This window comes from Bacillus sp. CDB3 (assembly GCF_002081505.1).
In the GTDB taxonomy this organism is placed as follows: domain Bacteria; phylum Bacillota; class Bacilli; order Bacillales; family Bacillaceae_G; genus Bacillus_A; species Bacillus_A cereus_AT.
Genome location: NZ_ALBR01000041.1, coordinates 1 through 26,090, shown reverse-complemented (window position 1 = coordinate 26,090; position 26,090 = coordinate 1). Strand labels below are relative to the sequence as shown.

The window sequence follows — 26,090 nt, the reverse complement described above, 5'->3', positions numbered from 1 at the left end:
AGAAGAGAATAAAGTAAAAAGATGCACCTGATAGGTACATCTTTTTACTTATATCCGTTCAAGTAATTCCAATTCTTCTTCTACAAATGCCATTAATTCTTTTATTGTTTCACTAGAAAAATCAAAGCGAATTCCAGCTGCTTCATATACTTCTGTTAAGGGTTTAGAGCTACCTAGAGATAATGCTTTTTTATAGTTTTGTAGTGCTTGTTTAGGATTCTCTTTATATTGTTTATACATTTGCAGTGCACCAAGCTGTGCAATCGCATATTCGATATAATAGAATGGTACTTCAAAAATATGTAGTACAGGTAACCAGCCAGTTGCTATCCAATTTTCATAGCCTTCAATATTTACCACATTCGATTGGTAAGTGTTATGTAATTCTAAATATTTTTCATTTCTTTCTTTAGCAGTATGACTTGGATTTTCATACATCCAATGTTGGAATTGATCAACGATAATCATTTGTGGTAAATACTTAACAATATCTTTAAAGAAATCTAATTTTGTTTTTATAAATTCTTCTGTATTCTCATAAAATGTATCCCAATACTCCATCGAAAATAATTCCATTGTCATGCTGGCTAGCTCAGCTGATTCTGAAGGGATTTCTAAATATTTTTGTAGCTCTAGCTGCTTCATACATTCATTATGAATACTATGGCCCATTTCATGGAGGAAAGTAGTAACATCATAATGTGTATGATTGAGATTCATAAAAATAAAAGATAGTTGAGAAGCAGGTAAGTGTTCGCAAAATCCTCCAGGTGCTTTTCCTTTACGACTTTCTAAATCTAAGCAATCATTTTTATGCATACGGCTCAATAATGCAGAGAATTCAGGGTCTAGTTTGTGTAAAATATGAGAACTTTTTTCGATTAAATCACTCTCGTCTTCAATAGGTTTTAATACTTTTTGATTTGGTGCGGCTGCTTTTAGATCCCACGGACGAAGTGTATCTACTTGAAGTTCAGCTTTTTTCTCATTAAATATATTATCAATAAGTGGTACAACGTATTTACGAACAGATTTTGCAAGTTCATAGCAATCATCAGCCGTATAATCAAAGCGTTCATATTTTTTAAACATATAATCACGATAATTATCTAATTGAATGTTTTTTGCCTTTTGATGACGGATTGCAATTAATTCATTTAAAATATGTTGTAAATTATTTTCAACAGATAAGAATTTTTCAGAAATGAGCGTTTTTGCTTTTTTTCGTATATCACGATTTGGATTTTGTAAGTAAGACTGTAGTTCAGTAATTGTTTTTTCTTCGCCATCCCATAGTGCAGTCAAACTGCCTGTGATTTCGAAGTACTCGGTTACTAATTTGTCTTCTTTTACTTCTAAATCAATGTTCTTCTCACAAAATAATGTTTGTGCATTCTTTATTTTTTTATCTAGTATGCTATAAGTTTTTGGATCAAGTAGCATTCGAAATGGTGATTCTAAATATTTATTATCAAATGAATTTTGATAACGTTTCAAAAGAGGCCTTACATATTGTTGATCAAATTCAAACCTATCTTTTATTTCTTTGTTATCGGTATTACATTGAAAAGCAATATAGTGTAATCTTAATTGTTCTTCGATTTCCCATATTAATTTCGACTGTATTTTCAGCCAATTTTCTAAATCTTCTTCTGAAGAAATAGGTTTACTTAATAAAGTAGACAATTCGTTTTCTAGCTCATGTATATTACGGATATCGATCGTATTAGAGTTCTGCATCATTTCCCCCTCACTTTTTATTTACTCAAGGAGGTATTCTTCTTTTTCGCTATGATTCCTTTTTTGCCTAGAAAATTTGTACCTATTACTCCAAGAACAATCATAAGTGTACCGATAATATGAAAGTAGGCAATTTGCTCGTGTAAGAATACAACACCTGCAATTATAGTAATAAGTGTAGATAAGTTGCTAAAAACACTTATTTTAGCTGCTTCAATATAAGATAATGAATAGTTTAATAATAAGGCCGTTAGTAGGGATGATAGTAATCCTAAATATAAAATGGATATAAGAAATGTACCGTTTGTAAATGGCTTAAAGTACATAGTTATTGTGCCTTTATTTATATGATCAGCGATAGCGATTAAATTAAAACTAATAAAACCGATTGCTGTCATTGTGTAGGTTAAATCCATTAGCTTGAATTTCTTTGTCATTTTTCGAGCTAATACATTGTAGCAAGCAGATGATAATGCCGATAATAAAATGAGAATAACGCCGATGAAGTTCGTTTCATGAGACCCTATACCATTCATGATAAATATATATATGACACCGACGACAGAAATAAATACAGATGTTTTTTGCCATGTATTCGTATACTCTTTTAAAAAATAGGAAGCGAGTATCATTGTAAATATAGGAATAGCTGCTTGTATAATTCCAGCTTCGGAGGAACTTGTATATACTAAACCAAATGCTTGGAAAGCAAAGAACAACGCCGGATAAAATATTGCGAGTGGTAAAAGAGTAAGTATGTTTTTAAATGATATATTTAACTTTACGAAACCGAAAATAACCGGAATGGTTGCTGCGATGAAAGCAACTGTAAAACGATGAGCCAGAGTATCAAGAGGACTCGTAATGGTTAGTGCTAGTTTCACAAACATAAATGAAAATCCAATAATAAATGAATAGAGTAATGCTGATATATATGCTTTTGTTGTATTTTTCATAATTTCACCTCATAGTAGTTAATTTCTTACTGGCCAGTATACGTTCATAGTAATCTTTCTGACCTAGTGCTACAATGTGAACAAATACAAACTGTACCGGTACAAAAAATATAGGAGGTGTAATGATGTATAAGTATTTACATGTTTTGAACGATCTAGAAAGTATGATTCAAAATGGTGAGATAAAAGAAGGGAAGAAATTACCGTCTATACGTGCACTTGTTACGCAATACGAATGTAATAAGGCGACAATAATACGGGCGCTTCACGAATTAGAAAAACGCCATATTATTTATTCTGTACCTCAAAGTGGATACTACGTTGTTAAAAAATCTGGAAGTTACCTAGAGAATAATGAGATAATTGATTTCGCTTCTTCAGCACCAGATCCCGATGTTTTTCCATACTTGGATTTTCAACATTGTATTAATAAAGCGATTGATACATATAAAAATGATTTGTTTATATACGGAACACCGAAAGGATTACCATCTTTAATTTCGGTTGTTCAAAAACAATTAGCAAACTATCAAGTTTTCACGAAGGAAGATAATATATTTATAACGTCAGGTGTGCAGCAAGCACTTGCTATATTAACTTCTATACCATTTCCGAATGGGCATGGCACAATTCTAATTGAACAACCGAGTTACCATTTATATATTGAATATGTAGAAACAAATAAGATCCCTGTAATCGGAATAAAGCGTACACATGAAGGGATAGATTTAAATGAACTAGAGAAGATATTCCGAACAGAAAAAATTAAATTTTTTTATACAATACCGAGGTTTCACCATCCACTTGGAACGTCGTATTCTAAAAAAGAGAGAGAAGAGATTATTAAACTTGCGAAGAAATATAATGTATTTATAGTGGAAGATGATTATTTAGCAGATTTAGAGACTAATTCAAAAGTAGATCCTTTTTACAGTCAAGATAATTGTAACCATGTTATATATTTAAAAAGTTATTCGAAGATCATATTTCCTGGTTTGCGAGTCGGTGTTGCAGTCATTCCGCCATCCATTGCAGATGCCTTTTATAAGTATAAAAAGATTTTAGATATCGATAGTCCTATGATTTCGCAAGCTGCTTTAGAAATTTACATAAAGAGCGGAATGTTTGATCGACATAAACATAAAATAAAAGCATCTTACTACAATAGGGCAAAAAAACTAGCGAAAGTAGTAGAAAGTGTTCAAAATGAAAATCCAGATTTGTTTACTTATAGAACAGTAGATCCAATGGGGATACACACTTGTTTACAGTTAAAAAGAAATATAGTCACGGATACATTTATTCAAAATTTAAGCAAGAGTCAAATAAGCATAGATTCTATTGATAAAAATTATTTAAGTAACTTTCAAAAAGAGAGATTGTTAAAATTAAATGTATCTAATGTAAAAGAAGACAAGATTGAAGAAGGGATTGGCAAAGTAATTGAGGAAATAAAACGAATGAACCGTGTGGATTTTCAGTTTAAAAAAGAATAATGCTTATGAGTGGGCTTGCTTTGAATAGAATAGCCTTGTTTGTATGTACCGCTCTGGTTGAGTCACAATAATATTGTTTAATTACAAAAAATCGTTACATACATGATATGCCATTAAAAGGTCGTTTTCTTGAATAAAAATAAGAGGATGGGGTATTTGTAAGTAAATTAAAGGTAGTTCAGAAGATGTTATATCGTTTAGTAGGAGGAAGTATTACTCAACATTATGGAGGGAATCGATTATGAGCGATACACAAACATTACGAGGACTAACTACAGTTAGTTTTTGGACAGATGATCTAGCAGCTGCAAAGAAGTGGTACGCTGAGCTATTAGGAAGCGAACCATACTTTGAACGCCCAGGATATGCCGAATTTCGTATTGGAGACTACCAACATGAGCTAGGTTTAATCGATAGCCGTTATGCACCAGCTGGTTCAGTGACTAGCCCAGCTGGTGCTATCGTGTACTGGCATGTTGATGATGTAACAGCAACTTTTAATAAGCTGTTGTCTATGGGAGCTAAAGAATATGAGGCACCTACAGAGCGCGGCGTGGGATTCACTACCGCTTCCGTAGTTGATCCCTTCGGAAACATATTAGGCATTATGTACAATCAGCACTATTTAGATGTGCTGATTTCGAACGAAAAAGCGTGAACCTCGCTGTTGCACAATGAGGCATAGGGCGCAATACTAATCAAATTTAATTCATATTATTTAACCCCTTTCTTAACATCAGAACGGGGTTATGCTTGTTTTACGTTTACTGTTATGTTTTAAATACTCCGAAGTAAACTTGTAAATAACAGTTCACCTTCAGTTTCTATAATACAACCTAATAACTATTAATATATATAGTAGATATTTACTTTATAAAATAAGGGGGATATTATGACTGAAACAAACGAATCTTCAGGAGTAAATTTTAATAAAGATGTGAAGTTTTCTCTTATAATTCCTGCACACAATGAAGAAAAGTACATTAAAAAATGTTTGGATTCAATTGCAAAGGCATCAGAGCTATATAAAGATCAAACTGAAGTCATAGTTGTTTTAAATCGTTGCACAGATAACACAGAAGAAATAGCAAAGTCTTATAACTGTATTACATTAAAAAATAACGATAAAAACTTATCCAAAATCCGAAATGCAGGGGCCGAAATAGCTAGTGGAGAAATAATCATTACTATAGATGCTGATACCCAAATGACAGAATTTATGTTATCTAATGTAGACAAATATTTAGCTTCAGGTAAATACATTGGTGGTGGGGTAACTGGGAAGTTTGAAAGGATGTCTTTAGGAATATTCGTTTCCGCAATGTTAATAATAATCCCTTTACTTTTTAAGTATGGAGCTATATCTGTAGGGATTTTTTGGTGCTATAGAAAAGACTTTATGGCAATCAACGGATTTAATGAAAACATGCTTATGGCCGAAGATGCAGATTTCGCTAAACGATTAAAAGAATGGGGAAAGCAAAGTAATAAGAAATTCGGTACAATAAAAAATGGAATGATAACTTCATGTAGAAGATTTGATAAATACGGAGACTGGGCTTTACTTAAAAATCCAAAAGTAATCTTAGCTTATCTAAAAGGAAAGGATAAAAAATACGCAGATAAAACATATTATGATGACCAAGAAAGATAACTGTGAAAATCCCTAAATAAATCACCCTTAAATGAACTGATGAATGTAAACTGCAAGTGGAGTTTGTGGTAAATTTACTTTAAAATGTATTACTCTAACTACCATAATTCTTATAAAGAATTATGGTAGTTAGAGTGTGCTATAAATAATTAAACTTGATCATAACAACTAAGGAGAATCACATGAAACCATTACAAGGTAAAATAGCAGTTGTAGCCGGGGCGACAAGAGGTGCTGGAAGAGGAATTGCGATGATGCTTGGTGAAGCGGGTGCAACTGTATATGTAACAGGAAGAAGTACAAAAGGGAATCTATCCTGTATGGGAAGAACTGAAACGATTGAAGAAACAGCAGAGCTTGTTACAAAACATGGCGGAATTGGAATCGCAGTTCGTGTTGACCATACAATAGAAGAAGATATTAAAGCATTATTTACAAAGATTCAAGAAGAACAAAATGGGCAGCTTGATATTTTAGTAAATGATGTTTGGGGAGGCGATCCTTTAACGGAATGGGAGAAACCTTTCTGGGAACACAACTTACATAACGGACTACTCATGCAACAAAGAGCTGTTCATTCTCATATAATGACAAGCCATTACGGTGTGCCATTAATGGTAAATAATAAAAAGGGACTTGTAATTGAAATTACAGATGGTGTCGACTATCAATACAGAGGAAATTTATACTATAGTTTAGCAAAAATCTCAACAATTCATTTAGCAGAAGCAATGGCGAAAGATTTAGAACAACACAATATTACAGCGGTTGCAGTTAGTCCAGGATTCCTTCGTTCAGAAGCGATGTTAGATATATTTGGTGTAACAGAGGAAAATTGGCGAGACGGAGCAAAACAAGATCCTCATTTTATCGCATCGGAAACGCCTTTCTTCGTTGGGAGAGCAGTCGCAGCTTTAGCAGGTGATCCAACTGTTCATGAAAAAACTGGACGAGCTTTAAGTTCATGGGAATTAGGAAGAGAGTATGGATTTACAGATATGGATGGAAGACGACCAGACTGGGGAAAATATTTTGAAGAACATGTTTTAAATCAAAATTAATATTTTTTAAGAGCACTCATTTGTAGGAGTGCTCTTTTTTATTTAAGTAAGTATTATAGATTTCCTACAAATCTCTGGTAAATAATTCCTGTTAAATGATATCATTTAAGTATAGTTTATATATTTTATATGGGGGTGAAGTGTATGGCAGTTCTTGTAGTAGAAAATTTATATCAAATGTCTTTATTACTAATGCTCTTATGCTCATTTTTCTTTTATAGATATTTAAAGAATATAAAACGTGAGCGAAAGCTTACTCTTTTTGAATTTACGATGTATATTATCACTCTATTTACGATTTATACTTGGGGATTCACTTTTTTTATTAAATTTTTGTCTAAATCATAATTTACATTGAAACTCTCTATTATAAAGTAGTTACTTTTACCTTCTAGGAATATAAATATAGTCTGTGTCTAAATCAATTACAACATCACTTAAAATATCTTTTAAATAAATTTTTGAAATACGTTGATAATTATTTCTAACACAAAATAAGGAAACAATTTCGTTATAAGATAGATCATTGTGTTTTATGTTTTTATACTTTTTCTTTAAATCAGCAATAGAACAGTTACTTCCAATAATATATTCATTTATTTCAAATCCTTCAAATTCAATAATCATTTTATCACTGTTGGTTGCTAGTCAACTTTATAGCTTAAAATTTGGATGAAACATGCACATTAATTATTATAAATAGTTCAAAAGCTACTTTAAATACATTTTCATAAAAAGAGAGGGTATTAATGGAACAATATAAATTAGTTTTAGAAGGATCTAATCAACTGAAGTGGCAAACGGATAAAATTAGGCCTTTACAGGATGATGAAATTATCGTTAAAACAATCGCAGGTGCAATAAGTATAGGGGCAGAGTTACCACAGTATAAAGAATCGGACATTTCAGATGTTAATCCTTCATATTCGAGAGAAACTGGGTATGAAAGTTATGGTGAAGTTATTCAAGTTGGTAATAAAGTAACAAATTTAAACGTAGGCGATAAAGTAGTTTCTTTTTATGGGCATCAAACGATAGGAATAGTTAAGGGACATAAAGTAATTCGAGTACCTAGTTATATAAAACCTAAAGTTGCCTTATTATCCATTCTTTCATGTGATGCTGCTAAAGGGGTATTAAAATTAAACCCACGACAGGATCAAAAAGTACTTATAACTGGAATGGGAGTTATGGGTTTACTCACATGTTATTTCTTAAAATACTATGCAGGTGTTGAATATGTGGATGTTGTTGAACCTAATACAAATAGAAGAGAATTGGCAAAGAAATTTGGTACAAAAAACATATATGATTCAGAAGAGCAAATAATAGAAACATATAGTTATGGTTTCGAATGTTCCGCTACAAATAGTGGATTCCATACATTGCAAAAAGCTCTTAGCAGTAATAGTGAAATATGTATACTTTCTGATGGTAATATAGAAGAACTAACATTAACCGCCGATTTTTATCAGAAAGAGTTGCAGATTATTGGATCAAGTGACGGATATGATTATCAAAAACATGCAGGTTGGTTTTTTAGAAAAATAGAACAAACACCATTTATAGAAGAAATTTTTCAACATGAAATACATTATACTGCACTCATACAATGTTTTGAGGAATTGGGACAAGGGAAAATTAATCCTTTAAAAGTATATGTTTCATATGAATAATGAAAAAACTAACCAAATATTTGTCACATACCTTACATATGTTTCGTCTTAATTATGATATTCAAAATGAGGAGGAACACATATGGAAATTTTTGTGGCAGGTGCAACGGGGGTAATAGGACGTTCTTTATTGCCAATGTTAATAAAAGAGGGGCATACGGTATTTGCAATGATTCGTTATGAATCGCAAGTAGAAGCAATAAAGAAAGTTGGTGCTATACCAGTAATAGCCGATGTATTTAATCGTTATGCTGTATTTTCTGTATTAGAAGAAACAAATCCCGATGTAGTAATTCATCAATTAACATCATTGTCTTCATGGGATTTTGAGGATAATGCAAAAATTAGAATCGAAGGTACTCGTAATCTCGTTGACGCAGCTAAAAATGTAGGTGTAAAGAAAATAATTGCTCAAAGTATTTCGTGGGCATATCAACCAGGAGATACGCTTGCATCAGAAACAGATCCTCTAGATTTTTCAGCTTCTATGCCTCGTCAAGTTACGATAAATGGTATTGTTAAATTAGAAGAAATAGTCTCTGAATTATCCGAAGTAGTTATACTTCGGTACGGTACGTTATATGGTCCAGGAACGTGGTATACGGAAAACGGAGTGATTGCGAATCAAGTTCGAAATAACGAAATTGTTGCGACGGATGGGATAAGCTCGTTTATACATGTCGAAGATGCAGCTAGGGCAGCTGTGTTAGCTCTTAGTTGGCCCTCAGGCATAGTAAATATAGTTGATGATTACCCAGCTACTAGTAAAGAGTGGTTACCGGTATATGCAACTGCAATAGGGGCACCTAATCCTAAGATTCAAACGGGGAAGAATAGCTGGGAGAGGGGTGCTTCAAATAATAAAGCACGTAAAGAGTATGGATGGATACCTTTACATCCTTCATGGTCTGAAGGGTTTAAAATATTATAAAAATCCTTTAATGGGAATACTAGTAACATTCACAATTAAAGGATTGGACTGTAATGAATATACTTTTTGAAAGCATAATTTTAATCCTCACTGGAATTATTTTTTTAAAATTGACGGGTAGTAAATCTGTTAGCCAAATGACTCGTGCTGAAATTATTATTGTTGTTTCTATAGGTCGTATTATTGTAGAACCTGTATTAAGTAGGAAAGTAGTCCCATCTATTTTTGCTGCGTTTATTTTTGCGAGTGTTTTACTTATCATTCATTTTTTTGAATTGAAATCACGAAAAATAGAAAAATTTCTAAATGGAAATAGCATTATTGTTATAGAAAACGGAGAGATTTTAAAAAAGAATTTATTACGCGCAAAAATGTCAGAGCAACAATTATTTATGCATCTGAGAGAAAAAGGTATACATGAAATCAAGAATTTACAACAAGCAACTGTAGAAACGAACGGACGTATTGGGTATCAACTAACTACCACGGCACAGCCAGTTACTTTAGAAAGGTTAGAAAAGCTATTAGAGCAATACAATCTAAAAAAATAGTTATAGATTGAAAGGTGCTTATACATAAAGGTACTTTTCGCAAATATGTAAAAGTCCCTTCAGTAATTCTGAAGGGACTTTCGTGTTACTTTTTGTGCTTAATAAGACTGGAAGGTATGATTTTTAAAGGTCTCATCATATCATGGTCTTCATGCTCTAAGCGATGACAATGCCATACATAATCTCCAGAATAGGGTTCAAACTTCATTATGATTCGAACGGTTTGTTCACCTGCTACTAGCACGGTAAGTCGTTTTAAAACCAAAAATCAGCTCGGGAGAGGCTCTAACAAGTTTCCATTCAAATCATGACGATCAAGAACTCGAAAAATTTACTAGATGTATATGAATAGGATGAAATCCCAACGGTCAAAATTTTACTAACTCCCATATTTCAACAGAACTTAAATAAAGGTGTTTCTGTCACTGGATCGGCCCATTCTTTATTATCTAATAAAAGCATGAGACGCCCAAATTCATCCTCTGAGTCATTTAATGTTAATCGTCTTACTTTTTCTAATGGAATAAAGGCAATGTTACTTAATATGCACGGGATTTTACTTTTATCTGGGCAGGATAATGGTTTCGTTACTTGGAACTCCATTATCTCACCAGTTGGATTATCTAAATCAATTCCATTTTGTAAAACTACTTTTTTTCCTTCAAACCTTGAAAAATCAATAATAATGTCAATACGCTCTGCTGGTGAAACATCTAAACTTTGTACTTTAATCGGCCGTTTAAGAAGGCCTCCATCAGTTCCTATTAAAAAGAATGAGCTAAGGTCACTTAATTGGAACTTGTATGTGCGAGTATTAGAAGCGTTTAATAAACGAAATCTATATTTGCGGGGCTCCACTTTTAAAAATGGCCATAATTTCCCGTTGACTGCAATTGTATTTCCTAAAAATAGAGAAACAATAGAAGGGTATGGTAAACCTGGTGATGGATCTTCAGGTTGAGCAGGATAAAATAGGGAACCGTCCGGATTAAAAGACTTATCTTGAACGATAAGTGGTATCTCATATTTCCCTTTAGGTAGGGGTAGTGATTTTTCTTCTTTATCACGAATCAAGTAAAGTCCTGCAAGACCCGCATATACATTTAAACGAGTAATCCCAAGTGCATGATCATGATACCAAAGGGCAGTTGCTCGTTCTCGATTCGTATAATGATAAATCTCTTTTACGAAACTAGGTCCTGTTTGTTGAAAGTTTTTCGTAAACCATGCTTCAGGATGACCATCGCTATCTGGTTCACTTGGGCTTCCATGTAAATGTACAACAGTTCGTACTTCTGGGTTATCATGCGCCCCGTGAACGGTTGTATCAACAGGTAAGAAGTGTTTTTTAGGTAAATCGTTTGACCATCTCACATATACAGGATGATCTTTTTTTATCTCAAACGTTGGACCAGGTACCATTCCATTATAACCCCATACTTTCGTCTTTGGTAAATCACTATGAAACTTGTGTAACGTTTCAATCATACGTACATCATAAAATGGCTTCCCTTTATATGTTCCTTTAGGTTTTATTGCAGAGGGAATCGGAAGGGGATCAATAAATTTTTTTAATTCCAAATATCGCTATCTCCTTTCGTCTAATATAGTATATTCTATTACATGGATGTTATATTGTTTGTATACTTGACCAACAAAATCATTGATATATCCCTTATACATGTGAAGCTAATATGACTTAAAGTATGTGCTTGTATTTTACCTAGGGTGATAACGATCAATATTATGATTAACAACATTAAAGTTCAAAAAATATATAGAATGAATAATTGACAAAAAATGAGAATAGTAGTAACCTAACGTAAAACATACGCTACCGTATTTTATTGGAGAGATGATATGCAATTAACGAGGGAAGACTGGATAAAAGTAGGATTACAACAATTAGCTAATGAAGGAATACATAAAGTTCGCATTGAAGCACTTGCTCGATTGCTAAAAATAAGCAAAGGAAGCTTCTATCACTATTTTCGTGACCATCAAGAACTTTTAGATTCTATGCTTGACTTTTGGGAAGTTCATGCAACAAAGCTGATTGTTCAAAGTATGGAGCAACAGGATTCCTCTTTAGAACAGCTATTACAGATTAGTTTTAATCGAGATAAAAAAGTTGAGAATGGTATTTATGCTTGGGCTAAATATGATCCTGTTGTGGCAACACGTTTATTAGATATAGAAGAACAAAGAATTTCTTGTGTTGCAAAATTGTATCAAAAAATGGGCATAGACGAAACTGAATCAATTGCTCGAGCGAGACTTGCCTATTTAACGTATGTAGGTTGGATGACAAGGTTTGAAGCAAATCCTAATTTTGATATTGATAAAATGGTTGAGCTTTTAACTTCTTTCAGCGGGTGTACAAACATCGACTGAAAGAAGTAAAGCCTCCGAACGCAAGCATAATTGATTATTCGATAATTAATGTCCCTAATATGGTTATAAAACCTGAAGGGACAAAATTTTTACTGTAACATACGGTAGTGTATGTTATTTTTGAAGCTACGACATTGGGGGCAAATAAATGAAATTACTATTAACATTAGTAGCTGTAGTGCTTCTGTGTTTTATCAGTTTTTTGCATATTTATTGGGCTTTTGGAGGTCGATGGGGTTCTGCCGCTGTTATCCCAGTAAAAGAGGGAGAACATAAGCCTGCTTTTACTCCGAGAATATGGGGAACATTATTCATAGCCATTCTTATTCTACTAGCTAGTGTCATTATTGTTGTTCAAGCAGATTATTTGCAGGGGTTCCAGGCAAATAGTTTATCTAAAATCGGAAGTATTGTCTGTGCTTTAGTTTTTATTATTAGGGCAATTGGTGATTTTAAATTTGTTGGATTTTTCAAAAAAATTAAACATTCTCAGTTTGCTAGATACGACACTTGGTTCTATAGTCCATTATGTTTATTCTTTGGCTTTGTCTATATCATATTGTTGTTTTAATAAGTATAATGAATTCCCTATAAAATAAATTTTATACAGGAAGAAAACACCTCTTATTGAACAAGTAGTAATAAAAAGAAGTTTGAGCATAGCAATAGAGCAATACGGGTTCTGTTGACAGCGAAGTCCGCTATGATAAGTCATTTGTGGTTAAAAAGAGGATAGATAGAGCGAATTTATTCAAGCTCTTCTATCCTTTTAATTTCTATACATATAATGTATGACATTATATAAGAATTCACTATTAATAATAGGTTCAGCTAATATCTTGATTTTTAATAAAATTTAAAAGTGTTGGTTTTTTATTGTGTAAATAAGAGGTTAGTTGTTGTTTTGGAGTTTAAATCATTGATTTAAATTTGGTAATTGTATCATATAATCTTTCTAATCCAATCAACATATCTTTTTCATTTAACATTGAATAACTAATTCGCAAATGATTATATTGAGTTTCATGGCTTAACAGACAAGCTGTGCCGGGTAAAAAAGAAACATCTACTTCATTCGCTTTTTGTAATAATGTAAAAGGATCGATTGACTGAGGGAGTGTAACCCATAAGTTAAATCCTCCATTAGGTATTTCAAATTCTAATTCTTTTAATGGAGACAATATATCAATTGTTAAATCGCGTCTAATTTGTAAAGCAGTACATAATTTTTCTAAATGATTTTTCATTCGTTCCGCTCGTAAAAAAGGAAGTAGTGCTTTTTGTGTCAATAAGGGGCTACCTATATCCATCGAAGCTTTCACGGCATATAACCATTCAAAAATAGGACCCTCAGCTGCAAGCGCCGCGATGCGCAGACCTGGTGCTAATGTTTTACTAAATCCTTTTAAATATATAACGTGACCATTTGTATCAAAGCTTTTTATTGGAGGGGGAATTTTAAAATCCTCAAAATATATCTCTCCGAAAGAATCATCCTCTAAAATGAAAAATTGATAAAGCTCTGCTAGTTCTACAAGCTCCATTCTTCTTTCTTTGCTCATTACTGTGCCCGTTGGATTCTGAAAAGTAGGATTCACATATAACAAAACAGGATTCTTTCTTTGACAAATATCATCGATTAAGTCTGAGCGAATGCCGTTGTTATCAAGACTAACAGGGATAATTTGAACTCCTTTATTAATAAATACATCAAGCGCCGCTCCATAACACGGACTTTCTACTAACACTATGTCTCCAGGCTTTAATAACGTTTGGGCGATTAAATCAATTCCTTGCTGGGCACCGCTTGTAATTAATAATTGAGATGGATCTGTAACTACTTTTTGGTGTTCTTTTAAGTAGTTTGTTATTTCCACTCTAAGTTCTTTATCACCTTGAACAGGTCCGTATGTTGCCAGTATCATTTGATCCTTATTAAGTAATTTGTGCATTTCATCTGAAAGAAACGGATTTGGTAATAAACGTGGATAAAGGACCGCCTGTGAAAAATCGAAATATTTACGGTGTTGGTTCATTACATATTGAGAACGCATAACATTAATGGATTTCGTTTTTTGCCATTGATACGGAATTGGTTTTAAATCTATATTCACACGTTTATGTATATAGGTACCTTTTCCTTGCTCAATGCGTATATATTCTTTCGTTTCTAACTGCTTATACGCTTTACGAACAGTTAATAAACTAATTTGTAAATCATCGGCCATAGAACGTAAGGAAGGGAGGTAATCGCCATGTGAAAACATCCCGCTTTGAATTCTCTCAACGATTTGCATATATATTTGTTGGTAATATGGTATGTTGGATTCTTTACGCAGTACTATCTTCATAGAATCACCTGTTTTTCTTTTTAATTTAATTAAAGCGAAAAACATTCTGGCAATCAACTATATTTTTATTCAACTGTTATATGCGTTGATACACTGTTATACACCATATCCTCTATACTCATTTCAAGAGTAAAAAGGAGGAAGCAAAATGGTCATTTTAAATTATATTTTAGTATGTATTATTTTTGGAACGACATTTTTAACGATAAAAATTGGAATAGAAGCGGGCGCACCACCATTATTTTCAGCTGGAATTCGTTTCTTTTTGGCGGGCCTTATTCTCATTATTATTTTTAAATTAAAGCGAAAGGATATTATGCCTTACTTAATATCGAAACGTATTATATATGCTGGTTTTTGTTTAACATTTATGACATTCGCGACCCTTTACTGGGCTGAACAATATATTTCTTCTGGATTAGCTGCAGTTCTATCTGCTACGGGTCCAATGATGATCTTGCTATTGCAATCAAAGAGAAATAAAACAAAATTGCAAAAAGAACAACTTGTCGCTTTAGTTATAGCACTCCTTGGTGTTTTTTGCATTTCTTTACCTGGAATGCATCAAGAACTTACATTAATATGGAGTATCGCTTGCCTTGTTATATTAATAGGAGAGTTGTTTTATGGAATAGGTTCTATTCGTTCTAAAGAGATACTTTCAGATTTACCTAACGTATCACCATTTCTCATTAACGGCATTCAAATGTTTTATGGAGGAGTTTTGTTGTTAATTGTATCTATCGTAATGGAACAGCCTAATCTAACAATCTTAACATCTTGGAATGTACAATGGCCAATTTTATATCTCATATTTGTAGGGTCTATCGGTGGACACGGTTTATATTACTGGCTTTTATCAAAAACAAATCCTGTATTTCCATCAACGTGGTTATATGTATCTCCGTTAATCGCTGTTATTGTAGGTTATTTTGTATTAGGAGAACCATTAAATCCTACAATGGGAATTGGTGCTGGTTTAATCTTGATTGGTGTATTCTTAGCAAATCGAACTACGCTGGGTGTTTACTTTAAGCAAGGGAAGTTATTGAAGAAAGAAATTTAAATAATATAAAAGAAATCATTGGACTTTTAAGTTAATAAAATTTTATTACTTTATCAACTTAAAAAGCATGTTACTACTAACTTGTAACATGCTTTATATTTTTACACATTAAGTTTAACATAATTTGCTTAGTGATTAACGAACGGTGTACTTTACGAACAGTGTACGTTGTGTTATAAATAAAACAAGTAATTCAATCAAATATAAGGTGTGATAAATGATGGAAAGAAAAATAAGGCAGAAAAACGTATTGCAATTATAGGTGCTGGACCAGGGGGATTAACATTAGCTCGTATATTACAGAAACATGGTTTAAAATGTGTCGTATATGAAAGAGAAACATCACCATGGATTCGGCAACAAGGAGGTTCATTAGATATTCATCATGATTCCGGACAAGAGGCGCTTAAAGAAGCAGGATTGTTAGAACAATTCAATGAACTTGCTAGATACGAGGGAGAAGATTTTCGTTTATTTGATAAGAACGGAAAAATATATTTAGACGAAGTAGCGGATCCTAATGGCGGAGATCGTCCAGAAATTGATCGAGGCACTTTACGTGAGTTACTTTTAAATTCTGTTGATCCGGAATGTATACATTGGGGCTATAACTTAACAAAAGCCATTCCCGTAGAAAATGGTATACATGAACTGCATTTTGAAAATGGACACGTAGACACTGTTGATTTAGTGGTAGCAGCAGATGGTGCCTTCTCTCGAATTCGTCCACTTGTCACAAATTCTATACCGCAATATACTGGTATTAGCATGGTAGAATTGAATTTGAAAAATGTAACGAAAAATCATCCTCAGATGGCGAAATTTAATCGACGTGGCAAAGTATTTGCACTTGCGGAGCATAAAGGAATTCTTGCGCAATTAAATGGAGATGACAGTATTCGCGTATATTTAAGTTTTAGAACAGAGAAAAAATGGCTTGATAATTGTGGAATTCCATTTGAAAATTCAGAGGAAGCAAAACATCAACTTCTACAATATTTCGAAGACTGGGATGAAACACTTAAAAATTATATTCGATGTGCAGATGGTGCGATTTTTCCTAGACGAATTTATATGTTACCTGTTGGACTAACTTGGAAAAGTACGCCTGGTGTTACTTTAATTGGTGATGCTGCTCATTTAATGTCTCCATTTGCTGGAGAAGGTGTGAATCTAGCGATGCATGATGCGGCAGAACTTGCATTATCTATTGTAAAACATGATAATTTGAACGAGGCAATTGAAAATTACGAAGAAAAAATGTACGATTATTCTTCTCAATCCGCTGAAGTGTCAAATGATAATCTTGAGATTTGTTTCTCAGAGGATGCTGCTATGAAAATGAATAACCTTATGAATCAACTCCATGAGCAACAATAAAAATATATTTACTAAAGGAGAACTATGGAAGAACAAACGAATACAATTACTAGTCGTCGTTCACGACCAGCAAAAGAACCGTTAAGTAAGGAAATCATTGTGAAGACTGCTTATGACCTATTAGAGTCTGAAGGTATTTCTGGCCTTAGTATGCGTAAAATTGCAAAAGTATTAGATACGGGGCCGTCTTCTTTATATGTATACGTAAAAAATGCTGATGAATTAAGAGCGTATGTATTAGATTATGGTCTAGGGAAAATTGAAATAACAGATGAGAAAAATGAACCATGGAAAAAAGAGCTATTTTCACTTGTACATTCATATTTTCGGACTTTATTCGACTCTTCTGGAATGGCAGAATTAGCTTTAATGACAATTCCAATTGGGCCAAATTCTTTAGCCCTTACTGAACAGATTTTGCGTCAACTACATGAAGGTGGGGTTAATGCAAGAGCATCGGCATGGGGAGTAGATATTTTACTGTTATATGCTGCTTCGGTCGCATATGAGCAAACAGCTCGCAAAGAAAAAGGTACCACTCTTGACCCAATTCGTGCTTCATATGAGGCTTTAGATACAGCAAGGTATCCAATGATTGTAAGTCTAAAAGAAGATATGTTATCTGGTGGAGAAGAGCGATTCCGCTGGGGATTAGAAGTTGTTTTGCAAGGTATTTTACATGCACAATAATATAGTTAATTTAAAACAGAGGGCTAAATGAGCGGCACTCTGTTTTTTTGAAAGAAAAATATGATACCTGTGTCTGCAGACTATATTATTAATGAATTTCAACATCTCTTTTTATACGATAATAATAGACGACTTACACAATATAAGCCTGATAATAAAGAAGTTAAAGAATTGGTTGAAGTGCTAATATATCAAGGTATAGATTTACTTTTAGGTAAAATAGAATACTTAGAAGTGAAAACCTTTGGGATAAAAGATGGTAATAGAGTTGTTAGTCACAAAGTAATTACATTAAAAGATTTTGTACCAGATTATCTAACTATTGATAAATTCATGATGAGACTCTTTATAACAGCTAAGAGATATATTGAAGGTGAGAAAAAGGAGTTCCTTTTTTGGTAGTAAAGATAAAAATAGAATATTATAGAATAAAAAACACTAGATCTTTAAGATCTAGTGTTTTTTTATTAGTTCACTTTCTTTATAAAGCCTTTATAATGACGCTTCACAAGCTGGCTTTCAAGCGTCTTCATTGTTTCTAATGCTACACCTACAATGATTAGTAAGCTTGTACCACCGATTTGAGCAGAAGGTGGTAATGTAGCAATTTTCGTGAATACAAGCGGTAATATTGAAATTGCGCCTAAGAAAATGGCACCGATAAATGTTAAACGATATAAAATTTTTGTTACATATTGTTCTGTAGATTTACCTGGTCGAATACCTGGAACATATCCGTTTTGCTTTTTCAAATTCTCAGCCATTTGTTCAGGATTTACTTGAACGAATGCGTAGAAATATGTGAAGGCAACGATAAGACCCACATATAGTGTCATTCCAAATGGATGTGCAAAATCAAGATTCGCAATTATCCATTTAGATACACTTGAATCAGGGAAGAGCTGCGCAATTGTACGCGGCGTCATTAAAAAGGCTGAAGCAAAGATAACAGGAATTACACCTGCACTATTTACTTTAAGAGGTAAATGAGTATTTTTTGCTCCTTGATATTGATTGTTTCCTGAAACAGCTTTTGCATATTGAATCGGTATTTTTCGAACAGCTTGTTGAATGTAAATAACACCAACAACAATCGCTAAAATAACGAGTCCAATTAAGACCATTTTTATAATGTGCATAAATAACTGATCGCCTGCGTTTTGGAATTGTTGCAAATAAATTTGATTAGCGACATTCGGAATCGCCGCAACAAGTCCTGCGAAGATAATCATCGAAATACCATTACCAACTCCGTTAGCGGTAATTTGTTCACCTAACCAAAGTAAAAATGCAGTACCTGCAGTTAAAACTGTCGCAATAAATAAGTATGTAGTCCAGCTTTGATCTGTAATTAATTGTCCACCTGCTATATTATTAAAAACCATAAGACATCCCAATGGCTTGTATGAATGCGAGAATGATTGTAAAGTATCGAGTAAATTGAGCTGATTTCTTACGGCCCATTTCTCCTTGCTTTGCCCATTCTGTAAATTTAGGTACAACGTCCATTTGTAGTAATTGTACAATGATAGAAGCTGTAATATATGGTGTGATACCTACAGCAAAGATTGAGAAGTGTTGCAGCGCTCCTCCGCCAAATACGTTCAGCATGCCTAAAACGTTGGCTTGATCTTGTACTTTTAATACCTCTGCGTTAGTATGAGGAACTGGAATAAACGTGCCAATTCGAAAAACAATTAACATCGCTAGTGTAAAAAGAATTTTATTTCTTATCTCAGCTACTCTCATGAAATTTGAAATCGTACGAAACATTATGTCGCCTCCTATATTTTTATCAGTTCAAAACTGATTATTATATCCCGATGAAGTAACCACAAACCTCCTTCCGCATTAAATTCATTTGACAAATGGAATTTTATACATTTTGTAGTTTTCACGGATATAAAAATATAAGGTGTTATACAAGCGATTTATTAACTTTTCGTAATCATTCAATACCCATAATATAACTAATAAATTAACAAATGTACATACATAAGCATTAAAAATGAATGAATAGGGTGATTTTTTACATATAGTTAATGCTAGATTGATAATTAGGAACGTTTTATGTAGTTATATTGAAAGGATTCCGTGGAAAGTATTATGATGTAGCTGTAGCGCATGATAACCTCAAGGAAATCTTCAAGGATATTGAGAGAACTCATACATTTCAGCATGAATTAGAGAACCTACTAAAGGAAGAAAAGATCGGATTGGAATAATAGTGAAGGAAAATCTTTTTTCTATAGAGAATATTTCTAGCGTAAGAATCTAAGTATGTAGGTTCTAATGAAAGGAGAATTCACATGAATACATTTGTAAATGACAAGTTTTATGAAACTAGAAATCAATTATTTGAGGAAATTACTTTGTTAAGTGATGCTCAATTTAATAGGAAACCAGATAAGGATAAATGGAGTATAGCACAAGTTTGTCATCACTTAGTTTTATTAGATGAGAGAGTTATAACAGTTATTTCATCGGGATTAAAAAAGATGGATAGTATATTAAATGAGCGTAAAGAAATTCACACTATTTTATTAGATAGATCGATAAAATTTATAGCCCCAGAAATGATTGAACCAAGTATAGAACCATTTGAAGTGCAGCAAATGGTTGATTTGTTAAACGACTCTAGAAAAGAATTGATGCGTTTCCTGAGTACAATAGAAGATGAATCTATATTAGCGAAAAAATCAGTGACGCATCCAGCTCTTGGAGAATTACTTCTTGATCAGTGGATAGAACTGATCTATTTGCATGAACAGCGTCATATAGAACAAATTAAAGAGATAAAATTGCTTTGTGGAGTTGAAAAATAAACATCATTATCTATTTTTTGAGCGATTTGTGATAGCATCAAGGTTTCGAGTAATAAAATAGAAATCCTGATTAAAATTATGATGAATTTAGTTGAAAGCAACCAATAAGCTGAAGAAATTACGAAACTAGCAGATCTAGCTCCTGAAGAGGAAACGAACATTCGAAAAAAATCTGAATCCGATTTGCTGTATAAGTGTAACCCCGTCTTAAATGAAGAGCGGGGTTATTATTTTTGGAAGTGATCTCAGCATTTGCATTTAGAAGGAAATAAATTGGAAATGAAATCCGAAAATGTAATCAGCATTACACATTTCGCGATGCGTGAAAGCCCATATCGGACTTTAATTAATACATTATGAAAAAACAGCTAATATTATTTTAAGGATATTAGCTGTTTTTTTACGTAGCAATGTATTAGTGAAAATAAACTTACTAAGCAATAATCAGGCTGGCTATCTTCAATAAGCTACCCCAAATATACAAGATTTAAAGGGTATAAAAACAGAAAATTAATAATATATTGACCTCTTAATAGTAAGTGCTATAAAATGAAAGCGATAACAAACGATTGCTTTAAAATGATTTCCCTGATCTTTTAGTATTTACAAATATATGAAGGGAAAAACAAATCTATTTTTTTAAGTATTGATGCAAACGTTTTCATATTAAAAGATCATTGGAATACATACGTGAAAATAGTCAATATGGGGGTGAAATAAACGAGGTTTCTACATTAATTTAAGCAGTGTAATTTAGACGAGCATAATAAATCGCTCGTACTATTTAAAGAAAGGGTGTATGTGGTGCAAATGACAAAAAGGTTAATTAACAAATCATTTTTATTACTTACCATAATTGTTATGTTATCATCTGTTTTCTCTTTTCAGAGTGTGAAGGCAGTTTCAAGTTCGAAAGCTACTGAAATTATCATTCATTACAAAGAGAAATCTGGAAACACAAAAAACTGGAATCTTTGGATGTGGGGAGAAAATGCAAATGGTAATTCATATGAATTTACTGGTGAAGATGAATTTGGAAAGTACGCAAAAATTAAAATAGATGGTGACTATAATCGTGTAGGCTTTATCATTCGTACGAATGAGTGGGAGAAAGACGGTGGAGATCGTTGGATTGAAAATATAAAGGACGGTCGTGCTGAAGTATGGATTCTTTCGGGTGATGAAAAAATATATGACTCTAAGCCTTCTTCGGATCTCTCAATTCAAAAAGCTACTATTGATAGTTTTAATGAAATTACTGTAACGACTAATGTTCCGTTTAATAGTAAGGAACAGAAAATTGAAATTGAGGGAATTAAAATTAAGGAAATTAATCCTTTTGATAAAAATGGTGGAGATATTACTAATAAGGTGAAAATAATTACGGAACAGAAAATTGATTTAAAACAGACATACAAAGTTAAAATAGAAAACTTAGCTAATACGAATACAGAAATTGGTAAAGTCATTCGTAGCGAAGAGTTTGATAAATTATTTTATTATAGTGGTAACGATTTAGGTAATATATATACCCCGCAACATACAAAGTTCCGTGTATGGGCTCCTACTGCGAGTGAAGCGAAATTGGTTACATATAAAAAATGGAACGATAAAATAGGTACTGAAATAAACATGCAACAAGGTGAAAAGGGGACTTGGAAAGCAGAACTTAAAGGGAACCAAAAAGGTCTCTTTTATACGTATAAGGTGAAAATTGGGGATAAGTGGACTGAAGCAGTTGATCCATATGTACGTGCTGCTTCTGTAAATGGAGATAAAGGTGTAGTCATTGATTTAAACGAAACAAATCCGAAAAAATGGAAAGCAAACAAAAAACCAGAATTTAAAAATCCGGAAGATGCTATTATTTATGAATTGCATGTACGCGATCTTTCCATCCAACCTGAAAGTGGCATTAAGCAAAAAGGAAAATATTTAGGGGTAACAGAAAAAGGAACAAAAGGGCCTGCAGGTGTAAAAACAGGACTTGATCATATAAAAGATCTTGGTGTTACGCACGTTCAGTTTTTACCGATATTTGATTATGCCTCGGTAAATGAAGAAACTTTAAATGAACCACAATATAACTGGGGATATGACCCGAAAAATTTCAACGTTCCAGAGGGTTCCTATTCTACAAATCCTTATGAACCGACTGTTCGAATAACTGAATTAAAACAAATGATTCAAACACTGCATGATAATAATCTTCGTGTTGTGATGGATGTAGTATATAACCATATGTATAATGCCGCTGAATCAAATTTTCATAAGTTAGTTCCCGGTTATTATTATCGTTACAATGAAGATGGAACACTTGCCAATGGAACTGGTGTAGGAAATGATACGGCTTCGGAACGAAAAATGATGAGGAAATTTATGGTGGATTCCGTCACATACTGGGCAAAAGAATATAATTTAGATGGATTCCGTTTTGATTTAATGGGTATTCATGATTATGAAACGATGAATGAAATACGTAAAGGTGTTAATCAAATTGATCCTTCTATTATTCTGCATGGAGAAGGCTGGGATTTAAATACACCTCTAGCAGCTGAGTTGAAAGCCAATCAAAAAAATGCGGAGAAAATGAAAGGGATTGCTCATTTTAACGATAATATACGTGATGGATTGAAAGGTAGTGTATTTGAGGATAAAGATAATGGTTTTGTAAATGGAAAGCAAAACATGGAAGACCGTATTAAAAAAGGCATTAAGGCAGGTATTGACTATGATACAAATTCGACTACTTATCAAGATCCAGAGCAGGTGCTAACTTATGTGGAAGCACATGACAATCATACATTATGGGATAAACTTGAGTTGACTAATTCAGGTGAAAGTGAAGAAGTGCGAAAACAAATGCACAAATTGTCTTCTTCTATTTTATTAACATCACAAGGTATTCCATTCTTACATGCAGGACAAGAGTTTATGCGCACAAAATATGGTGATCATAACAGTTACAAATCTCCTGATTCAATTAACCAGATGGACTGGTTGCGCCGTGCAGCATTTAATAATGAAGTAGATTATATGAAGGGCTTAATAGATTTACGGAAAAAGTACCCAGCTTTTCGAATGACATCTGCAGAGCAAATTAAAACACATGTATCTTTTATTGATGCTCCCAAAAATGTTGTAGCTTATACAATAGATGGAAAGGGCAATGGGAATAAAAGCGAATACTTTATGGTGGCTCACAATGCAAACAGAGAAACCGTGGACATAACTCTTCCATCGAAAGGTCCTTGGAAAGTGCTTGTAGATGGTAAGCAAGCCGGAAGTAAAACACTTTATGTTGTCCATGATAATAAAATTAAAGTTCCTGCATTAAGTTCATTTGTTTTAAAAACAGAGGAACCGATTAAATAAAAGCAAATAATGTGGAAGTATATACTGAATTGAGTAAATGTAATAAGGATTGTAAATGCAAAAAGCGAAGTGACGGTTATTTTCACTTCGCTTTTAAAGTTAAATTAGTATAATTTCACATACTGTAATTATATTACAATTCAATGAAAAAAATAAACAAAAAGAGAAGAACTCACCAATGTTCTTCTCTTTTTTATGTGTAATTAGGTTTTCCATAACTGTAGATATGGATGGTGTAAATTAATGGATGAATAATTTACTCTTAAAATTATAACAGAACAAATAAAGCATTTTATATGTAATATTGCATAAGAAGGATATACAACAATAATTTCTGGTGAATAAGTAGCGCTTTTCCATATGGCGAGTTTATTTCAGAGTTACTTCCTAAATTCTATATCATTTTCCAATCATGTAAGGTTAAGGGAGAAAACAGAAAAAAGGAAGATTTAAAAGTGAGCTTAGTATAAAATGAAACATTGCAAGTATAAGATTCCGTACTTAGTAATTTCTCGCTTTAAGGCATCACATTGGGAAAGTGTGGGGAGTTCAATCGATTCTGAATAAAATTGATAGTATCAATTGCAATTTTTTTACGTTTAAGGACAATCCCGGCATGCCCACATGTATAAATATATCGCGTAGGTTTTTCCCAGGATTCCCACAAATAGTCCGTATCCTCAGGATGCACATATAGATCGTGCCTACCTGAAATTAATAAAATATTTTCTTTTTTCACTTTTGGTAATGCTTGACTCGGTTCAGTGATTTTCCAATAATCTATTAAATCATCATACGTTACACCATGATGTTCCAAGTCTTCTCTAATAAATTTACCTGGATTTGTCTTCCAAATCGAATAAGAAAGTCGATTCGCGTAGAAAATGGATGCTAATACATCAATCTCTGATTCAACAAGAGCTGTTAGGTTAGTAATAACCCCACCTAAACTGACTCCTATTAAAATCAAGGGGCCATTATTATTTGCTTTAATCCATTTAATCAAAGCTCGTAAATCAGCTACCGCTTGTCTAGTGGCTTGTACAGTTCGTTCAATATTGGCACTTACCATGTACTCTCCACTGAATAAGGATTGGTTGGGTTTTCTTTCAAAATGATAGGGTAGAGTGAAATAATACATATTCCACTTCAAGTTGGTCATATGGTCGTGAAATATTTTTTTTACACGTTCGTTAGAATCCATTCTCCAACCGTGAACAAAGATGACATGAGGTGTATCTGCATTTTTATGTAAAAATAATTCCCCAGTTACAGAGTCGTTGCGTGAATCACCAGATTGAACCGAGCTTTTATATTTGAATTGTCCCACCATGTATTCCTTTTCCTGCTTTGAATGCTTAATGTTAAAATGAATATTAGATGGTTGTACTTTATAAAAAAATTCTATGTCCTTTATATCTAGTGAGGTGTTAGAAAGAGAAGTATACTGAAACTCGACACTTCTTTTTTTGTGCAAATCATACAAGGCATATCGATCAATGAGTTTTGAAAAAATCAAATTAACCTCCTCCAAAATACATATTATTTTAAAACATGGATAAAATTTATGTTTTATTTATGCTGTTAATTAATTATAAAAACAGGTGAAGAATTTGTATATTATATTATAAAGCTATCAATAAAATAAAACTATAATAATTTTTACTAAAATCTAAAAAGCAAGTTAATATTCTCATTCATAAAAGAGAACATTAACTTGCTTATTTTCGTATCAAAAGGTACACCTTTTGAAGTGACGTAATTTATATGAAAGACAATGTGTCAATTTGTATATTTAATACAGTGATAATTACCATAATTTTCGAAGCCTCTAGTTAATTTACCTTACAATATACGTCTTTTTGGTATATAAATAGCTATATTCATTAGAGAGAGAGTTTTAATCCTTCATGAGAATCTTTAAAACCTAATTTCTTATAAAAT

22 protein-coding genes and 2 pseudogenes are annotated in these 26,090 nt (G+C 32.8%); 16 read left to right on the top strand and 8 right to left on the bottom strand.

Annotated elements, in window-relative coordinates; translation table 11 throughout:
* Window positions 1-48 precede the first annotated feature (48 nt).
* Together CDB3_RS11470 and CDB3_RS11465 are read right to left on the bottom strand one after the other, a co-directional pair.
* Window positions 49-1,740: a M3 family oligoendopeptidase gene (locus CDB3_RS11470; protein WP_128854587.1), complete on the bottom strand. Its 1,692-nt coding sequence runs from the start codon at window positions 1,738-1,740 to the stop codon at window positions 49-51.
* A 17-nt stretch (window positions 1,741-1,757) separates the two neighbouring features.
* Window positions 1,758-2,696: a DMT family transporter gene (locus CDB3_RS11465; RefSeq protein ID WP_128854572.1), complete on the bottom strand. Its 939-nt coding sequence runs from the start codon at window positions 2,694-2,696 to the stop codon at window positions 1,758-1,760.
* A 125-nt stretch (window positions 2,697-2,821) separates the two neighbouring features.
* Between CDB3_RS11465 and CDB3_RS11460 the strand changes: the two genes are divergently transcribed.
* The 5 genes from CDB3_RS11460 (at window position 2,822) to CDB3_RS11440 (ending at window position 7,255) form a co-directional block, all read left to right on the top strand.
* Entirely contained in the window at window positions 2,822-4,192 is a 1,371-nt protein-coding gene (locus tag CDB3_RS11460; protein WP_128854586.1) for an aminotransferase-like domain-containing protein, read from the top strand.
* Window positions 4,193-4,433: 241 nt separating this feature from the next.
* Window positions 4,434-4,850 (top strand): VOC family protein, encoded by a 417-nt coding sequence (locus tag CDB3_RS11455; RefSeq protein ID WP_128854571.1) that lies wholly within the window; start codon window positions 4,434-4,436, stop codon window positions 4,848-4,850.
* A gap of 234 nt (window positions 4,851-5,084) precedes the next feature.
* Window positions 5,085-5,846 (top strand): glycosyltransferase, encoded by a 762-nt coding sequence (locus CDB3_RS11450; protein ID WP_128854570.1) that lies wholly within the window; start codon window positions 5,085-5,087, stop codon window positions 5,844-5,846.
* Between the two features lie 182 nt (window positions 5,847-6,028).
* Window positions 6,029-6,907 (top strand): SDR family oxidoreductase, encoded by an 879-nt coding sequence (locus CDB3_RS11445; protein ID WP_128854569.1) that lies wholly within the window; start codon window positions 6,029-6,031, stop codon window positions 6,905-6,907.
* 144 nt (window positions 6,908-7,051) lie between these two features.
* Window positions 7,052-7,255, top strand: a complete 204-nt coding sequence (locus CDB3_RS11440) for a hypothetical protein (protein ID WP_128854568.1) — start codon at window positions 7,052-7,054, stop codon at window positions 7,253-7,255.
* Window positions 7,256-7,291: 36 nt separating this feature from the next.
* Here CDB3_RS11440 and CDB3_RS11435 read toward each other — a convergent pair whose 3' ends face one another.
* Window positions 7,292-7,534, bottom strand: coding sequence for a hypothetical protein (locus tag CDB3_RS11435; protein ID WP_128854567.1), 243 nt, complete (start codon window positions 7,532-7,534; stop codon window positions 7,292-7,294).
* A gap of 122 nt (window positions 7,535-7,656) precedes the next feature.
* On the opposite strand from CDB3_RS11435, the gene CDB3_RS11430 reads away from it, so the two are divergent.
* The 3 genes from CDB3_RS11430 (at window position 7,657) to CDB3_RS11420 (ending at window position 10,065) form a co-directional block, all read left to right on the top strand.
* Window positions 7,657-8,583, top strand: a complete 927-nt coding sequence (locus CDB3_RS11430) for a zinc-dependent alcohol dehydrogenase (RefSeq protein WP_128854566.1) — start codon at window positions 7,657-7,659, stop codon at window positions 8,581-8,583.
* 82 nt (window positions 8,584-8,665) lie between these two features.
* The gene (locus tag CDB3_RS11425) at window positions 8,666-9,514 is read left to right on the top strand and encodes an NAD-dependent epimerase/dehydratase family protein (RefSeq protein WP_128854565.1); all 849 of its coding nucleotides are present in this window, start codon (window positions 8,666-8,668) and stop codon (window positions 9,512-9,514) included.
* A gap of 53 nt (window positions 9,515-9,567) precedes the next feature.
* The gene (locus CDB3_RS11420; RefSeq protein ID WP_128854564.1) at window positions 9,568-10,065 is read left to right on the top strand and encodes a DUF421 domain-containing protein; all 498 of its coding nucleotides are present in this window, start codon (window positions 9,568-9,570) and stop codon (window positions 10,063-10,065) included.
* A gap of 85 nt (window positions 10,066-10,150) precedes the next feature.
* Here CDB3_RS11420 and CDB3_RS11415 read toward each other — a convergent pair.
* A pseudogene (locus CDB3_RS11415) lies at window positions 10,151-11,646 on the bottom strand (multicopper oxidase family protein).
* Between the two features lie 279 nt (window positions 11,647-11,925).
* Between CDB3_RS11415 and CDB3_RS11410 the strand changes: the two are divergent.
* Window positions 11,926-12,459 carry a TetR/AcrR family transcriptional regulator gene (locus CDB3_RS11410; RefSeq protein ID WP_128854563.1) on the top strand — a complete coding sequence of 178 codons (534 nt, stop codon included), beginning with the start codon at window positions 11,926-11,928 and terminating at the stop codon, window positions 12,457-12,459.
* A 148-nt stretch (window positions 12,460-12,607) separates the two neighbouring features.
* Complete coding sequence (locus CDB3_RS11405) at window positions 12,608-13,030, top strand: DUF3995 domain-containing protein (RefSeq protein WP_128854562.1); 423 nt, start codon at window positions 12,608-12,610, stop codon at window positions 13,028-13,030.
* A 340-nt stretch (window positions 13,031-13,370) separates the two neighbouring features.
* Here the strand turns inward: CDB3_RS11405 and pdxR are convergent, their stop codons facing one another.
* Window positions 13,371-14,810 carry a MocR-like pyridoxine biosynthesis transcription factor PdxR gene (pdxR, locus tag CDB3_RS11400; RefSeq protein ID WP_128854561.1) on the bottom strand — a complete coding sequence of 480 codons (1,440 nt, stop codon included), beginning with the start codon at window positions 14,808-14,810 and terminating at the stop codon, window positions 13,371-13,373.
* A 148-nt stretch (window positions 14,811-14,958) separates the two neighbouring features.
* Between pdxR and CDB3_RS11395 the strand changes: the two genes are divergently transcribed.
* The 4 genes from CDB3_RS11395 (at window position 14,959) to CDB3_RS11380 (ending at window position 18,348) form a co-directional block, all read left to right on the top strand.
* Window positions 14,959-15,876 carry a DMT family transporter gene (locus tag CDB3_RS11395; protein WP_128854560.1) on the top strand — a complete coding sequence of 306 codons (918 nt, stop codon included), beginning with the start codon at window positions 14,959-14,961 and terminating at the stop codon, window positions 15,874-15,876.
* A gap of 213 nt (window positions 15,877-16,089) precedes the next feature.
* Window positions 16,090-17,256, top strand: a complete 1,167-nt coding sequence (locus CDB3_RS11390; protein ID WP_128854585.1) for an FAD-dependent oxidoreductase — start codon at window positions 16,090-16,092, stop codon at window positions 17,254-17,256.
* Between the two features lie 24 nt (window positions 17,257-17,280).
* Window positions 17,281-17,946, top strand: coding sequence for a TetR/AcrR family transcriptional regulator (locus tag CDB3_RS11385; protein ID WP_128854559.1), 666 nt, complete (start codon window positions 17,281-17,283; stop codon window positions 17,944-17,946).
* A gap of 60 nt (window positions 17,947-18,006) precedes the next feature.
* The gene (locus CDB3_RS11380) at window positions 18,007-18,348 is read left to right on the top strand and encodes an NUDIX hydrolase (RefSeq protein WP_128854558.1); all 342 of its coding nucleotides are present in this window, start codon (window positions 18,007-18,009) and stop codon (window positions 18,346-18,348) included.
* Window positions 18,349-18,413: 65 nt separating this feature from the next.
* On the opposite strand, the gene secY is transcribed toward CDB3_RS11380, so the two are convergent.
* Entirely contained in the window at window positions 18,414-19,448 is a 1,035-nt protein-coding gene (gene secY / locus CDB3_RS11375; RefSeq protein WP_372708534.1) for a preprotein translocase subunit SecY, read from the bottom strand.
* Window positions 19,390-19,557: pseudogene (locus tag CDB3_RS33090) on the bottom strand (preprotein translocase subunit SecY); the annotation flags it as partial. The gene secY and the pseudogene CDB3_RS33090, both read right to left, overlap by 59 nt.
* Before the next feature lie 698 nt (window positions 19,558-20,255).
* Between CDB3_RS33090 and CDB3_RS11370 the strand changes: the two are divergent.
* Together CDB3_RS11370 and pulA are read left to right on the top strand one after the other, a co-directional pair.
* A complete protein-coding gene (locus tag CDB3_RS11370; protein ID WP_001091627.1) occupies window positions 20,256-20,771 on the top strand; it encodes a DinB family protein in 516 nt (171 codons plus the stop codon).
* Between the two features lie 804 nt (window positions 20,772-21,575).
* Window positions 21,576-24,146: a type I pullulanase gene (pulA, locus tag CDB3_RS11365; protein ID WP_128854557.1), complete on the top strand. Its 2,571-nt coding sequence runs from the start codon at window positions 21,576-21,578 to the stop codon at window positions 24,144-24,146.
* A 517-nt stretch (window positions 24,147-24,663) separates the two neighbouring features.
* Here the strand turns inward: pulA and CDB3_RS11360 are convergent.
* Window positions 24,664-25,680 carry an alpha/beta hydrolase gene (locus CDB3_RS11360; RefSeq protein ID WP_128854556.1) on the bottom strand — a complete coding sequence of 339 codons (1,017 nt, stop codon included), beginning with the start codon at window positions 25,678-25,680 and terminating at the stop codon, window positions 24,664-24,666.
* Between the last annotated feature and the right edge of the window lie 410 nt (window positions 25,681-26,090).

Coding starts and splice junctions, on each gene's coding strand:
- CDB3_RS11450 (WP_128854570.1), top strand. CDS start 5,085: ATGACTGAAACAAACGAATCTTCAGGAGTAAATTTTAATAAAGATGTG.
- CDB3_RS11380 (WP_128854558.1), top strand. CDS start 18,007: ATGATACCTGTGTCTGCAGACTATATTATTAATGAATTTCAACATCTC.
- CDB3_RS11410 (WP_128854563.1), top strand. CDS start 11,926: ATGCAATTAACGAGGGAAGACTGGATAAAAGTAGGATTACAACAATTA.
- CDB3_RS11445 (WP_128854569.1), top strand. CDS start 6,029: ATGAAACCATTACAAGGTAAAATAGCAGTTGTAGCCGGGGCGACAAGA.
- CDB3_RS11465 (WP_128854572.1), bottom strand. CDS start 2,696: ATGAAAAATACAACAAAAGCATATATATCAGCATTACTCTATTCATTT.
- CDB3_RS11430 (WP_128854566.1), top strand. CDS start 7,657: ATGGAACAATATAAATTAGTTTTAGAAGGATCTAATCAACTGAAGTGG.
- pdxR (WP_128854561.1), bottom strand. CDS start 14,810: ATGAAGATAGTACTGCGTAAAGAATCCAACATACCATATTACCAACAA.
- CDB3_RS11440 (WP_128854568.1), top strand. CDS start 7,052: ATGGCAGTTCTTGTAGTAGAAAATTTATATCAAATGTCTTTATTACTA.
- CDB3_RS11460 (WP_128854586.1), top strand. CDS start 2,822: ATGTATAAGTATTTACATGTTTTGAACGATCTAGAAAGTATGATTCAA.
- CDB3_RS11370 (WP_001091627.1), top strand. CDS start 20,256: ATGAATACATTTGTAAATGACAAGTTTTATGAAACTAGAAATCAATTA.
- CDB3_RS11435 (WP_128854567.1), bottom strand. CDS start 7,534: ATGATTATTGAATTTGAAGGATTTGAAATAAATGAATATATTATTGGA.
- CDB3_RS11420 (WP_128854564.1), top strand. CDS start 9,568: ATGAATATACTTTTTGAAAGCATAATTTTAATCCTCACTGGAATTATT.
- CDB3_RS11405 (WP_128854562.1), top strand. CDS start 12,608: ATGAAATTACTATTAACATTAGTAGCTGTAGTGCTTCTGTGTTTTATC.
- CDB3_RS11425 (WP_128854565.1), top strand. CDS start 8,666: ATGGAAATTTTTGTGGCAGGTGCAACGGGGGTAATAGGACGTTCTTTA.
- CDB3_RS11470 (WP_128854587.1), bottom strand. CDS start 1,740: ATGCAGAACTCTAATACGATCGATATCCGTAATATACATGAGCTAGAA.
- CDB3_RS11395 (WP_128854560.1), top strand. CDS start 14,959: ATGGTCATTTTAAATTATATTTTAGTATGTATTATTTTTGGAACGACA.
- CDB3_RS11455 (WP_128854571.1), top strand. CDS start 4,434: ATGAGCGATACACAAACATTACGAGGACTAACTACAGTTAGTTTTTGG.
- CDB3_RS11385 (WP_128854559.1), top strand. CDS start 17,281: ATGGAAGAACAAACGAATACAATTACTAGTCGTCGTTCACGACCAGCA.